This is a genomic window from Rhodonellum psychrophilum GCM71 = DSM 17998, assembly GCF_000381545.1.
GTDB lineage: Bacteria > Bacteroidota > Bacteroidia > Cytophagales > Cyclobacteriaceae > Rhodonellum > Rhodonellum psychrophilum.
Genome location: NZ_KB906673.1, coordinates 108,315 through 121,992, shown reverse-complemented (window position 1 = coordinate 121,992; position 13,678 = coordinate 108,315). Strand labels below are relative to the sequence as shown.

10 protein-coding genes are annotated in these 13,678 nt (G+C 42.1%); 6 read left to right on the top strand and 4 right to left on the bottom strand.

Annotation, left to right across the window (positions count from 1 at the left end; all coding sequences use genetic code 11):
- Positions 1–72 precede the first annotated feature (72 nt).
- Positions 73–891, bottom strand: coding sequence for a tetratricopeptide repeat protein (locus tag F824_RS0100650; RefSeq protein ID WP_019595904.1), 819 nt, complete (start codon positions 889–891; stop codon positions 73–75).
- A gap of 22 nt (positions 892–913) precedes the next feature.
- Positions 914–1,222, bottom strand: a complete 309-nt coding sequence (locus F824_RS0100645) for an HU family DNA-binding protein (protein ID WP_019595903.1) — start codon at positions 1,220–1,222, stop codon at positions 914–916.
- 160 nt (positions 1,223–1,382) lie between these two features.
- On the opposite strand from F824_RS0100645, the gene mutY reads away from it, so the two are divergent.
- From mutY to F824_RS0100615, 5 genes are all read left to right on the top strand, one after another.
- Entirely contained in the window at positions 1,383–2,456 is a 1,074-nt protein-coding gene (gene mutY / locus F824_RS0100640) for an A/G-specific adenine glycosylase (RefSeq protein ID WP_019595902.1), read from the top strand.
- Between the two features lie 48 nt (positions 2,457–2,504).
- Positions 2,505–2,960: a single-stranded DNA-binding protein gene (locus F824_RS0100635; RefSeq protein ID WP_019595901.1), complete on the top strand. Its 456-nt coding sequence runs from the start codon at positions 2,505–2,507 to the stop codon at positions 2,958–2,960.
- Between the two features lie 61 nt (positions 2,961–3,021).
- Positions 3,022–4,371 (top strand): gliding motility-associated protein GldE, encoded by a 1,350-nt coding sequence (gene gldE, locus F824_RS0100630; RefSeq protein ID WP_019595900.1) that lies wholly within the window; start codon positions 3,022–3,024, stop codon positions 4,369–4,371.
- A 406-nt stretch (positions 4,372–4,777) separates the two neighbouring features.
- Complete coding sequence (gltB, locus tag F824_RS0100620) at positions 4,778–9,268, top strand: glutamate synthase large subunit (protein ID WP_019595898.1); 4,491 nt, start codon at positions 4,778–4,780, stop codon at positions 9,266–9,268.
- A gap of 1 nt (position 9,269) precedes the next feature.
- Positions 9,270–10,754: a glutamate synthase subunit beta gene (locus tag F824_RS0100615; protein WP_019595897.1), complete on the top strand. Its 1,485-nt coding sequence runs from the start codon at positions 9,270–9,272 to the stop codon at positions 10,752–10,754.
- Positions 10,755–10,932: 178 nt separating this feature from the next.
- Here F824_RS0100615 and F824_RS0100605 read toward each other — a convergent pair whose 3' ends face one another.
- Positions 10,933–11,370 carry a DUF4890 domain-containing protein gene (locus tag F824_RS0100605; protein WP_019595895.1) on the bottom strand — a complete coding sequence of 146 codons (438 nt, stop codon included), beginning with the start codon at positions 11,368–11,370 and terminating at the stop codon, positions 10,933–10,935.
- Positions 11,371–11,778: 408 nt separating this feature from the next.
- Here F824_RS0100605 and F824_RS0100600 point away from each other — a divergent pair, with 408 nt between their 5' ends.
- On the top strand, positions 11,779–12,222 hold the full coding sequence (locus F824_RS0100600; RefSeq protein WP_019595894.1) for a gamma-glutamylcyclotransferase family protein: 444 nt from the start codon (positions 11,779–11,781) through the stop codon (positions 12,220–12,222).
- Between the two features lie 11 nt (positions 12,223–12,233).
- Here the strand turns inward: F824_RS0100600 and F824_RS0100595 are convergent, their stop codons facing one another.
- The gene (locus F824_RS0100595; protein ID WP_019595893.1) at positions 12,234–13,547 is read right to left on the bottom strand and encodes an NAD(P)/FAD-dependent oxidoreductase; all 1,314 of its coding nucleotides are present in this window, start codon (positions 13,545–13,547) and stop codon (positions 12,234–12,236) included.
- Between the last annotated feature and the right edge of the window lie 131 nt (positions 13,548–13,678).

Genomic DNA, 13,678 nt, shown 5'->3' with positions numbered 1-13,678 from the left:
CGTAGCGATTTTATGTCTTTTTCTTTTTTTACCGCAAGGCATGATGATGTATATTTAAAGTTGAACAATTATTTATAACCTTTCCAAGTAACTTTCTACACTTGACAGCACCATAGGGTCTGTACTCGTGCTTTTGACTATCTGGAACTGCTTTTTTGCTTTATTATTTTGTTTTGATTCGAAATAACTCACTCCCAAGTAAAACTGACCCTGAATGTTTTCCGGATACAATTTTACCAATTCCTCAAAACGTTCAGCAGCTCTTTTGTATTGGCCGGATTGCATTGATAGCAGGCCCATATTGAAAATCGCTTGTTCGTTTTGTGGATCTTCTTCCAATATTTCCCTCAGCATGGTGATGCCTTGCATTGGGTTGGAGGAGGAAACATAAGTCATGGCAACCTTTGTTTTTAAATCCAATCGTTTTGGATCTTTTTCCAAAACCTTATTGAGGTAATTCCTTGTTTTTTCAGCAAGAAAAACGAGTTTTTGGTCATTCAAAGCAAAACCAAATGCCTCGTAATACGCATTTCCCGCTTTTTCCCATCTCTCGGCATTGTCAATTTTTTCTGCAGCCCTTTCATAATAAAATGCTGCGCTGTCAAATTTACCGATTTGGTTGTACAATAAAGCGATAGAGTCTGCGAAGGTAACGAATTTTTCTTTATTTTCTTCTCTATCCAGTTTTGTCACAAGTGAGGTGATCGTTTCCCTTTCAGAAGCAGAAATTGGCGCATTGTGCAATGCTTCGGTTTCTGCCACAGGGTTTGCTTCATTACTGGATATTTCTGAATTGCCCTCGTCATTGTCGATAATTACCCTCGGAAGGAGAAATAAAACGCCGATAGCAATTATTGCCAAGGCGAGAACTAAGATTTGGGTTTTTTTCATAGAGAAAAAATAGTCCTCAGGACTATTCCTGAGGAGATAATTCCTTTATTTTCTTGCTGTTTTTGATTTTCTCAATAAACACTTTTGAAGGCTTAAAGGCCGGTACATAATGCTCATCGATTACGATAGCTGTATTTTTGGAGATATTTCTTGCGATTTTTCTAGCCCTCTTCTTGTTAATGAAGCTGCCAAAACCTCTTACATAAATGTTCTCCCCGTCTGCCATGGAATCTTTTACTACCTTGAAGAATGCCTCAATTGTCTGAGTTACATCGTCTTTCTGGATTCCTGTTTTGTCCGAGATCTTGGTGATTACTTCTGCTTTAGTCACTGTAGATTATATTTAATTTGTTATCGAATAAGCTTAACGACCTATTAACCAACTGTTTTTGGGATTGCAAATTTACACTAAGCATTTCAATATAAAAACAAATTGTTCAAAATTAGCTTCATTTGTTTGATGAAAAAGTAACCTGATAAAATTCCCTATTTTGAAATATAAGCATTTTGCCCATAGATTGTTGGATTGGTATGGCCCAAACAAAAGAGATTTGCCTTGGAGAAACACCAATGACCCCTATATCATTTGGTTGTCCGAAGTGATTCTGCAACAAACACGCGTAGCCCAAGGACTCCCATATTTCGAGAAATTTCTTCAAAACTATCCCAAAGTGCAGGATTTGGCACAAGCACCAGATGAGGAGGTGATGCGGCTTTGGCAAGGCTTGGGTTATTATAGCAGGGCACGTAACCTGCATCAGTGCGCAAAAGACATCGTTGAAATTCATGGTGGGGAATTTCCTGGTTCCTACAAAGAATTGTTGAAGTTAAAAGGTGTGGGTTCCTACACTGCTGCCGCCATCTCTTCCTTTGCTTTTGGCGAAGCCGCAGCGGTTGTGGATGGAAATGTGTTCAGGGTCTTGAGTCGGTATTTTGGAATAGAAACAGATATAGCAAGTCCCGCGGGGAAAAGGGAATTTGAAACCTTGGCAAATCAAATCATTCCAATATCTGCCCCAGGAGAATTCAACCAATCCATCATGGAGTTTGGTTCCCTTCAATGCAAACCCAAAAATCCAAACTGTCTGGATTGCCCTTTAATGGAAGGATGTTTTGCTTTTAACAAAGAAATGGTCGATCAGCTCCCCTTCAAAGCCAAAAAAATCAAGGTCAAGGAAAGATTCTTTACTTATCTGCACATCACGAGCGGAAACGAAACCGTGATTCGACAAAGAACAGCCGGCGATATTTGGCAAGGATTGCATGATTTCCCGCTGATTGAAAGCAATGACCTGGATTTGGAGAATCTGCAGCTTCTCCTCTTGGACCCTGAACTCAATTCCTTGGATCCAACTGTCAATCTCAATTCAGGAAAAATATTCAAGCACTTGCTTACCCATCAAAGAATTTTCGCAAAATTTATTTCCCTGGAGATAGAAAGAATACATCGGGCTAATCTATTGATCTGGGCAGAAAAACAAGGCTACCTCCTTGTCAATGACTCGGAGTTGGAGAACCTTGGTAAACCTAGGCTGATCCTTAAGTTTTTGAACGGTGAAAAATAATGCCTAAATTCATGTTCAAATTTTTTTACACACAATAAATTCAAAAATATGGCAGGAGTAAATAAAGTAATTTTAATAGGTAACCTAGGTGCAGATCCTGAAGTAAAGCACTTGGAAGGTGACAAAGTTGTCGCCAATATCAGTTTGGCCACGACAGAATCCTACAAAGACAAAAGTGGCAATAGGGTTGACAATACCGAATGGCATGATTTGGAATTATGGGACGGTCAAGCTAGAATCGCAGAACAATACCTTAAAAAAGGCATGCAACTCTATGTGGAGGGAAAAATCAAAACGGATACTTGGCAGGATGAGCAGGGGAACAATCGTAAAAAAGTCAGGATTAGGGTCTTAAGCTTTACCATGCTGGGTGGAAGACCTGAGGGTGGCAGCACTGCTTCCGAACAACAGCCATCTGGAAATTATGCAAACAAACCAGCGATGAACAGTCCCAATCCACCGGTGATGGAAAGTGCATCCACGGATGACGATTTGCCATTCTGATATGTTTTTTGAAATTTTCATCAGGAATTGGTTAATTTTGCGGTGATCATTTAAAATTTTGATGGACGACCCCTATCCGAGTATACTTTTGCTGGCTGAAATGGCCCCCATTTCAGCTGGCTATCTTTTGTTAAATGGATTGATTTTTATTATTCTTTTAATTCTTTCTGGCTTGATATCCGGATCAGAAGTTGCTTTTTTTTCCCTTGACGCAAATGATCTTGGGGGGCTGGATAGTCAATCTGATGACAGGGCAAACAAAGTGATAGAATTGGTTGGATCCCCTCAGCAGTTGTTGAGTACGGTCTTGATCTTAAACAACCTTATCAACGTAGGCATAGTCACGCTGACCACCTTTGTCACCTGGACATTGTTTGGTACAGGTGCATCTGGCATTGTGATCATTTTGGTTCAAACTGTAGGCGTTACATTCGCCATCGTATTCTTTGGTGAAATCGTTCCAAAGGTGTACGCAACCAAGGCCAAAATTGAGTTTTCATTGATGATGGCCAAGCCTTTGTCGTTTTTTTCAACGATACTGAAGCCACTTTCTTTTTTCTTGATGTCCATCAGCAATATTATCGAAAGGAGAATTGAACGAAAAGGATATTCAATGTCAGTTGGGGAATTGCACCAGGCATTGGAGATTACCGCCGAAGACACGACGGACGAAGAAAAAGATATTTTAAGGGGAATTGTGAATTTTGGGACTTTGTCTGTGAAGCAGGTGATGCATTCCAGAATGGAAATCACAGCAGTGGAAATCGGGACAGACTTTCATGAGTTGATGGATAAAATCAATAAAAGTGGATATTCCAGAATCCCGGTATACCGCGAAACGATCGACAGCATAGAAGGAATTCTTTATATCAAGGATCTTTTGGCCCACATTGACAACCAGGAGGATTTTGAATGGCAGAAATTTGTCAGGAAAGGTTTTTTTGTGCCGGAAAACAAGAAAGTGGATTCCTTGTTGAAGGACTTTCAGCAAAGAAGGGTCCATATGGCGATTGTGGTTGATGAATACGGCGGCACATCAGGATTGGTTACTTTTGAGGACTTGATTGAGGAAATCATCGGTGAGATCAACGATGAATTTGACGATGTAGAGGATTTTTATTTCAAAGAATTGGACCCTCAAACTTTTGTTTTCGAAGGAAAAATATCGCTCAACGATTTTTGCAAAAAGCTTGATTTGGACACCCAGATCTTCGACGAGGTGAAAGGGGAAAGTGAATCATTGGGTGGGCTTTTACTTGAAATCAATTCCAGTTTTCCCAAGAATGGGTCGAAGATTGTTTTTGAGAATTTTGAATTTACCATACTTTCCATGGATACCCGTAAAATCAAAAAGATCAAAGTCCATCTTCTTTCTGATAGCGAGGATAATGTGGGCCATAACGAAGATTGAACCAGAATTTAGCTGCGAAATAAAAAGAATGTTTTTTTTATATTTAAAGTATAATGTTTTATAATATTTTTTGTTGTCTTTGAAGTAATGCCCCTGTTTTAAAAATGCAGGAGAAAAATCTGAAAATTTTTTCAATAAAATTCAGAAAAACCTATTTTTCAATCAATTACGGAATTTGTGGAAAATATGGTTTAAATAGAGACCTGTTTTTAATAAAAATGTATTTCAATTGAAAAATTGATTAAAAAAGGAGTGTAATATAAATTATTGCCAATTTCAATTAATGGTTTAATTAGGTGTGAACTCTATATTTTAATGCCTTGTTTGTTGCTTGAATTTTAATAAAAAGAAATTTTTTTGTAAATTTTGCAACTCAATCTTAAAAACCTATTAAAACTATTATATAATGAATGAAGGCTTATATCGATCAGAATTCGAACATGATTCCTGCGGTATTGGAGCGGTAGTGAATGTGAAGGGGAATAAAACCCATGAAACAATCAGTGATGCTCTTTTCATGCTGAGCAATATGGAGCACAGAGGCGGAAGAGGAAGCGACCCCAAGACTGGGGACGGTGCTGGCATCCTGATCCAAATCCCACACTCATTTTTAAAGGAAGTCTCCTCCAGGGCAGGATTCAATATACCCGAGGCTGGAAATTATGGCGTCGGGATGACCTTTTTTCCCAGAAACAAGCAGCTTTATAAGAAGTCCAAAGAACAACTGAATCAGATCATCAAGGATTTGGGATTCAAATTGATCGGCTATAGAGAGGTTCCAGTCGACGAAACCGTCCCTGGTTCTGGGGCTTTGGAAGTCATGCCAAACATTGAGCAGGTCTTTGTGTCCCATCAAGAGGGGCTGCAAGGGATCGACTTGGAAAGAAAGCTGTATGTGCTTCGCAATTATTCCTCTAGAATCATCAATGAGACGATTTCTGGGGTGAACAATGCATTCTATTTTGCCAGCTTCAGTGCATTTACACTTATCTATAAAGGCCAGTTGAGAACCGATCAGGTTTTGCCTTTTTATAAAGATCTTCAAAACAATAAGATCACTTCAGGATTGGCAATCGTCCACTCCAGATTTTCCACCAATACTTTCCCAAATTGGAGGTTGGCACAACCCTTCCGCTATCTTTCACACAATGGTGAAATCAATACCATCAGGGGAAATTTGAACAAGATGAAGTCCAAGATGACACTGATGAAATCAGTACATTTTTCGGATGATGAATTGTCCAAACTAATGCCTGTGACCAATCAACATTACTCCGATTCAGCGAATCTTGATGCGTTGGTAGAGCTGCTGACGCTTAGTGGGAGATCATTGCCACACGTGATGATGATGCTTGTTCCTGAAGCATGGCAAGACAATCAGATGATGGACAAGGACCGAAAGGCGTTTTATAAATTCCATGCTGCACTGATGGAGCCTTGGGATGGGCCTGCCGCCTTGTTGTTTACCGACGGAAAATCACTTGGTGCCACTTTGGACCGAAATGGTCTTCGTCCGCTAAGGTATTTGATCACCTCGGATGACAGGTTGATTTTGTCCTCGGAAGCGGGGTCTCTGCCTGTGAGGGAATCTACGATCAAGGAAAAAGGAAGGATAAGCCCAGGAAAAATGCTTTGGGTGGATCTGGAAAAAGGAAAAATTTCTTTTGACGATGAAGTCAAGGCAAGCGTCTGTGACAACAAGCCCTATGACAACTGGGTGCGGGAAGAAAGATTGAAGCTTAGGGTCATGCCCAATCCAAAAGAACTCGATCAACCCTACAGGACTGAGGAAATCAAAAAGAGACAAACGATATTTGGTTACACCTCTGAGGATTTGAAAGTTGTGCTTGCGCCTATGGGTGACACGGCTTATGAACCATTGGGTTCCATGGGTGCAGATACGCCACTTGCGGTACTCTCAAAGCAGAGTCAACACATATCCAATTATTTCAAGCAGCTTTTTGCACAAGTGAGCAATCCCCCTATCGATCCGATCAGGGAAAAATTGGTCATGTCGCTATTCACCAGAATAGGAGAAAGCCACAACATTTTGGATGAAAGTCCTAGACATACCCGTCAGATCCATATTTCCCAGCCGGTGCTGTTGAATGAGGATTTGGAGAAAATCAAACATCTTGAAGAGCAGGGCTACCGCGCCATCACTCTTTATGCGCATTTCGAGACAGATCACAAACCAGGAAGAATGCTCGAAGCGCTGAACAAACTCAGCAGAGAAGCTGAAGGAGCGATTTATGGGGGAAAAAATATCATCATTATTTCCGACAGAAACAGCACTGAAGACAAAGCGCCAATTCCATCCTTATTGGCAATCGGCGCGGTGCATCACCACTTGGTGAACAAGAAACTAAGAACACGGGCAGGCTTGGTCGTGGAAGCAGGAGATATCCGGGAAACGCATCACTTTGCCACTGTAATCGGATATGGCGCCTCAGCCATCAATCCTTATTTAGCCTTGGAGTCGCTTCTTTCACTCAATGAAAAAGGAAGTCTATCCAAGGTAATTCCACAAAAACAACTTTTTGCCAATTACCAATCGGCCATTGGAAAAGGATTGTTGAAAGTGCTTTCCAAAATGGGAATCAGCACCCTGCAATCCTATCAGGCCGCTCAGATTTTCGAGGCCATCGGTCTTGGTCCAGAGGTCATTGACAGGTGTTTCAAAGGAACAGTCAGTCGAATCAGTGGTATTTCTTTTGACGAATTGGCAGAAGAAGTCCTGATCCGCCACCATACTGCTTATGAAACCGAAACACCTGTTTTGGAAGCGGGAGGTGTCTATCAGTGGAAAAGAAGAGGGGAAAAGCATTTGTTCAATCCGGAGACCATTCACCTGCTTCAGAAATCAACGAGGCTTAACGATTATTCCCTATACAAGAAATTTGCGGAAAAAATCAATATCCAAACCAAAGACGCCATTACCCTAAGGGGTTTGTTTGAATTCAAAAAAAGGATTTCGGTGCCAATAGAAGAGGTTGAACCCGTTGAAAAAATACTGAAAAGGTTTGCAACCGGAGCGATGTCCTTTGGCTCGATTTCTCATGAGGCACATTCTACCTTGGCCGTTGCCATGAACCGTATTGGTGCCAAAAGCAACAGTGGTGAAGGTGGTGAGGATGAAATCCGATACCAAGTGAAAGAAAACGGAGATTGGGAAAGATCCGCGATCAAGCAAGTGGCATCGGGAAGGTTTGGGGTAACCTCCAACTATCTCGCCAATGCCGCAGAATTGCAGATCAAGATGGCACAAGGTGCCAAACCAGGTGAAGGTGGGCAGCTGCCCGGCCACAAAGTGGATGATTGGATCGGAAGGGTAAGACATTCCACTCCGGGAGTAGGATTGATTTCTCCACCTCCCCATCACGACATTTACTCCATCGAGGATCTTGCCCAACTGATTTATGATCTTAAAAATGCCAACAGAAAAGCCCGGATCAATGTAAAATTGGTTTCCCAGGCGGGCGTCGGTACTGTGGCGGCTGGTGTTGCCAAAGCACAGGCGGATGTCATCCTGATTTCGGGAGCTGACGGGGGAACGGGAGCCTCTCCTTTGAGTTCCATCCGACATGCTGGACTTCCCTGGGAACTCGGGATTTCCGAAGCACACCAAACTTTGGTCAAAAATAATTTAAGGAGCCGTGTCGTGCTCCAGACCGATGGACAGTTGAGAACCGGAAGAGACATTGCCATTGCCACATTGTTGGGTGCCGAAGAGTGGGGTATTTCCACTGGTGCTTTGGTCGTCGAAGGTTGTATCATGATGCGGAAGTGTCATTTGAATACTTGCCCTGTCGGCATTGCCACCCAAAATCCAGAACTCAGGAAGTTATTTACCGGAGATCCAGACCATGTGGTGAATTTCTTCACCTTCTTGGCACAGGACCTTAGGGAAATAATGGCCTCTCTGGGCTTCAGAACCATCAATGAAATGGTGGGACAAAGCGATGTACTCAAATCAACCGGTCACTTGAACCATTGGAAATGGGATAAACTGGACGTCAGTCCGATTTTCCACAAAGTGGAAGTCCCTGACCATGTCGGGATATTCAAGCAAATCGATCAGGAGTTTGAACTCAAAAAAGTGCTGGACAGAAAACTGATCAAAGCTTCCCTTCCAGCTTTGGAGCAGGCGAACCCCGTTTCGGGCAGTTTCCAGATCAAAAACACTGACAGGACAGTGGGAGCGATGCTCTCCTATGAAATATCCAAAATCTATGGAAGTCCAGGATTACCGGAAGATACTGTTCAATTCAAATTCCAAGGTTCCGCAGGACAAACTTTTGGAGGATTCCTCACTAAGGGAGTCACGTTTGAACTTGAAGGGGAAGCCAACGATTATTTTGGTAAAGGGCTTTCCGGTGGTAAACTGATTGTATACCCAAGTCGGAATGCCAATTTCCCAGCGGAAGAAAACATCATTATTGGAAATGTTGCCTTTTATGGCGCGACTTCAGGAGAAGCCTATATCAATGGAAAAGGCGGCGAAAGGTTTGCTGTCAGGAACTCAGGTGTAGAGACTGTGGTGGAAGGAATCGGAGATCATGGATGTGAATACATGACAGGCGGACTTGTGATCAACCTCGGTGAAATCGGAAGGAACTTTGCTGCAGGGATGAGTGGAGGACTTGCCTATGTCCTTAAGGATTACCTGCACCTCATCAACACCGAAATGGTGGACATGGATCCACTTAATGAGGATGATTTTGTGACCATCAAAAAGTATTTAAAGAATCATGTGAAACTTACGAACAGCCAACTTGCGTGCAAATTTCTGGACAGTTGGGATGGATTCAGAGAAAAATTCATCAAGGTAATACCAAGAGATTACAAGGAGGTTTTGAGAAAGAGAGCATTGGAACAAACAAAAACATTGGTGTAAGATGGGAGCGAAAGAAGGATTTATTTTATTTAAAAGGGAGTTGCCGGAGACGCGCACACCGGAAGATAGACTTAACGATTACAAAGAAATATACAAACCGTTTGACGGAGATAAACTCAACCATCAGGCTGCTAGATGCATGGATTGCGGTGTTCCATTTTGCCACCAGGGATGCCCCTTGGGCAATGTGATTCCGGAGTTCAACGAGGCAGTGTATCAAAATGAATGGGAAGAAGCGTTTCAGATATTGCGGAGCACAAACAATTTCCCTGAATTTACGGGAAGGATTTGTCCAGCCCCCTGTGAGGCTTCCTGCGTATTGGGGATCAATAAAGACCCGGTTGCCATTGAGTTGATTGAGAAAAACATTGCAGAGAAGGCCTATGAACTTGGATTTGTTCAGCCGAGAAAACCCACTGAATCCACAGGGAAAAAAGTAGCCATTATCGGTTCTGGCCCCGCGGGACTTGCTGCAGCGGATCAATTAAACCTTGCCGGCCATGAGGTCACCGTATTCGAAAAAGATAAAAGCGTAGGGGGATTGCTGCGGTATGGAATTCCGGATTTCAAACTGGAAAAATGGGTGATCGACCGAAGGGTAGACATCATGGAAAAAGAAGGTGTGATCTTCTCCACAGAAACCGAGGTGGGATTCAACATCAAAGCGGAGAATATCCTTAGGAATTTTGATGCAGTGGTGTTGGCCACAGGAGCCGCACATCCAAGGGAATTGAAAATCAAAGGGCATGATCTCAAGGGGGTCCATTTTGCAATGGAATTTTTGGGGGAACAAAACCGGGTGACGAGTGGGGAAATCAAAGAAAACCCAATATCAGCCACAGGTAAGCATGTTATTGTGATTGGTGGAGGGGATACCGGAAGTGATTGTATTGGTACATCCAATCGGCATGAGGCTGCATCAGTGACCCAATTGGAGCTATTGCCAAAACCTCCGACCCAAAGGACAATCCTGAATCCTTGGCCGGAATGGCCCATGACGATTAGAACTTCAAGTTCTCATGAAGAGGGTGTCGACCGCGTATTTTCTGTCCTGACCAAGGAATTTATCGGGAATGAAAAAGGAGAGGTTTCCGGCTTGGTACTGGTCGATCTAGAATGGAAGGAACAAAATGGGAGAATGCAATTTGTGGAGATTCCAGATACCGAAAGAACAGTCCCCTGTGATTTGGCATTGATAGCAATCGGATATACCGGCCCAGCAAAAAATGGTTTGTTGGAGTCTTTCGGGGTGGAAATCATGGAAAATACACTTCCCAAATCCAAAAATTACCAAAGTTCCAATAGACATGTGTTTTTGGCTGGTGACATGAGAAGAGGTCAATCCTTAGTGGTTTGGGCAATTTCGGAGGGTCGTGAAGCCGCAGTGTTGGTAGATGAGTTTCTTCAGGGAAGCTCCATGTTGCCTAAAAAGGACGAAAGTCATTTTCAGGTGGTGGATGAGTTTAATAAAATGGATTTATGTTAACGTAAATAAACCTTGAATAATAGAGTAAAGCGAGATAGTAAGTTTAGTTTAACGATGTAAAAATCCCTCCATTTGGAGGGATTTTTTAACAAAAAAGAGAAGGTCAATGACCTTCTCCTTTGTTTTGGCACCCATTTCAGGTGTCATTTTTATTAACCAACCTTGTATCATGTGAAATTTATTTGTCCCTTGAGGGTCTTTTGCGGCGTTGTTGGAATTTTTCACGGTCTGGGTTTTGGCGGGCATCACGGATCGTGTTTCTTTTTTCTCGGTTCTCATCCTTTAGTTCCATCCACTTTGTTTTTTGCTCCGGAGTCAAAACCGCTTCAATCTGTTCTTGCTGGTCCTTGTTTTTTTCCATCATTGCGGTTCTTTTTGCCTGCATTTCTTCTTTTCGAGCTTCCATTTCAGCTTGCCTTTTTGTGGCATTCTCCAAGTTGATCTGGTAGATCTGTTTTTTCTGATCCTCGCTCAGTTCAAGTTGTTCTGTCATTTTGGAGGTCATTTTTTCTGCTCTTTCCTCTGGGCTCTGCATCGTTTTTTGATGACCTCGCTGCGCAGATACGGCAAATATGGTCAAAGAGAATATTGCGGCAATTAATAGTGTCCTTTTCATGATTTTCTTAGTTTAAGTTTCAATACAGGTAAAATACTTGGAAATTTTTTTGCAATGCTTCCTTTCCCGGGAATGAATTGGGTATTGTTTCCAAATGTTTTGGAATTTGGTATTTAGACTTAGGTCAAGCTTTAGGGTTTAATCCAGGTCACCGAATAAAATGTTAACAAACCTTAATTGTTATTTTTGGTCAAAAGGAGGTATTATTGAGCATTAAACCCGAATGATGCATTGGGCTTCCTAATAGGGCTGTAACTACACGATAATAAGACTATTTGAATAATCCTGAATAGTCCAATCTGGTGAAGTCAAAAACAGCAACAACCGACTGATTATTAGGCAATTTTAGGCCGGAATTGAATTGACAATGCATAAAATGGGTTAAATTCTGAAACCTAATTTTACCCTATGAAAAAATTTCATTATTTCGGCTATGCCAGCAACCTCGATGTAAGCACATTAAAAGGAAGGTTGAAAAAAGAGCCTGTCCTCCTTGGGCTTGGCGTGCTTCCCTCCTATGGTTTTAGATTTAATTTTGAGAATCCGGATGGTTCTGCTCGAGCCAATCTGGTAAAAAGTGAAAACGAGTCTGTTTACGGGTTGATTTTTGAAATCAACCAAGAGGATTTTGACTTTTTCCTTTTGTCAGAACCGGGATATGATTTTGTCCAAGTGGAGGTTTTTTCACAACAAGGCGAAATGAAAGCCTACACCTTCATTTCCAGCGACTGCAAAGAAAACATATTTCCCAAAAAGGGATACCTGGAAACGATTCTGAGGGGTGGCAGGGCAAATGGAATCCCCAACGGATACCTCGCAGGAATCATCAATCGCGCCGGTCCGATTCAATGACCTAAGGATATTTATGCCTTATTTTCTTTTTGTTTTACGACTTTTGGCCTGATCAATAGCCTAAGACTGGGGTCGAAGGAAAGATAATTCCAAGCCCAATCGAAAAAAATAAAGAGCTTGTTTTTGACCCCAAGGATGGCCATTAGGTGGATAAACAACCAGGTAAGCCAAGCCATTATTCCTTGAAATTGGATAAAGGGAAGATCCACCACAGCCAGTTTCCTTCCTATCGTAGCCATGGATCCAAGATCTCTGTACCGGAAGGGCTTCCATTCTTGGGATTTTAAAACCCCTTTTAAATTCCCAGCCAAATTATCCGCTTGTTGCAAGGCGACTTGTGCGACCTGGGGGTATCCTCTGGGATCATCGATTTCCATGAGACAAAGATCTCCCAGGGCAAAAACATCCTTGGAGCCCTTAAGGACATTGAAAGTATTCACCAATAGCCTTCCGTTTGCCAATTTTTGTTCATTCCCAATTCCCTTGATACTTGCGGGTTTTATTCCTGCCGCCCATAGCAATGTTTTTGTTTGGATGGATTCACCACCTTTAAGTTTTACGGTCAGGCCATCATAGTCTTCAACTTGCGTATTCAATAAGACATCTACGCCCAGGTTTTGGAGATATTCCAGGGATTTGTTTTTGGCTGCGGTGGACATGCTGGAAAGTAAACTTCCTCCGGCCTCGATCAAGACCACCCTCATGTTTTTAAAACTCAATTCCGGGTAATCTTTTGGCAGGACATTGTTCCTTAATTCCGCCATGGCTCCTGCCAACTCCACTCCTGTCGGTCCGCCTCCCACGATGACGACATTCATGATCGGTTTCCGCTTTTCTTCTTCGGCGATGTTGATGGCAGTTTCGTAGTTGGAAATGATTTTGTTTCGGATAAAAAGTGCTTCCGATACCGATTTCATCGGCGTGCTAAAAGCTTCAATGTTTTTGGATCCAAAATAGTTGGTTTCCGCCCCCAAAGCCAAAACCAAATAATCATAATCAAGGTAACCTACATCTGTATAAAGACGATTGATGTTTTGGTCGATTTTTTTGGCTTCCGCCATTCGAAAATGGACGTTTTTGGATTGATGAAAAATTTTTCTCAGGGGAAATGAGATGGCGCTGGGCTCAAGGCCAGAAGTAGCGACTTGATAAAAAAGCGGTTGGAACTGATGATAATTGTTCTTGTCCAATAAAATCACTTGGTAGGCAGTCCCGTTGAGTTTTCTTGCGAGCTTCAAACCGGCAAAACCTGCTCCGATAATGATTATTTTCTTTTGGCTTGTTTTTGGGAGGTTTGGGAGGGGTGCGTCCAAATAAAAATCCATGAGAGTAGTTTTTGATATTTCATTACTGTACGTAAAAACCTTTGATTTAATAAAAAAAAGGCCAAATTTTATTTAGGTAAAGCGATTTAATTATCCTTGGGACCTATATTGCCTATGGCAATAAAAAAGAT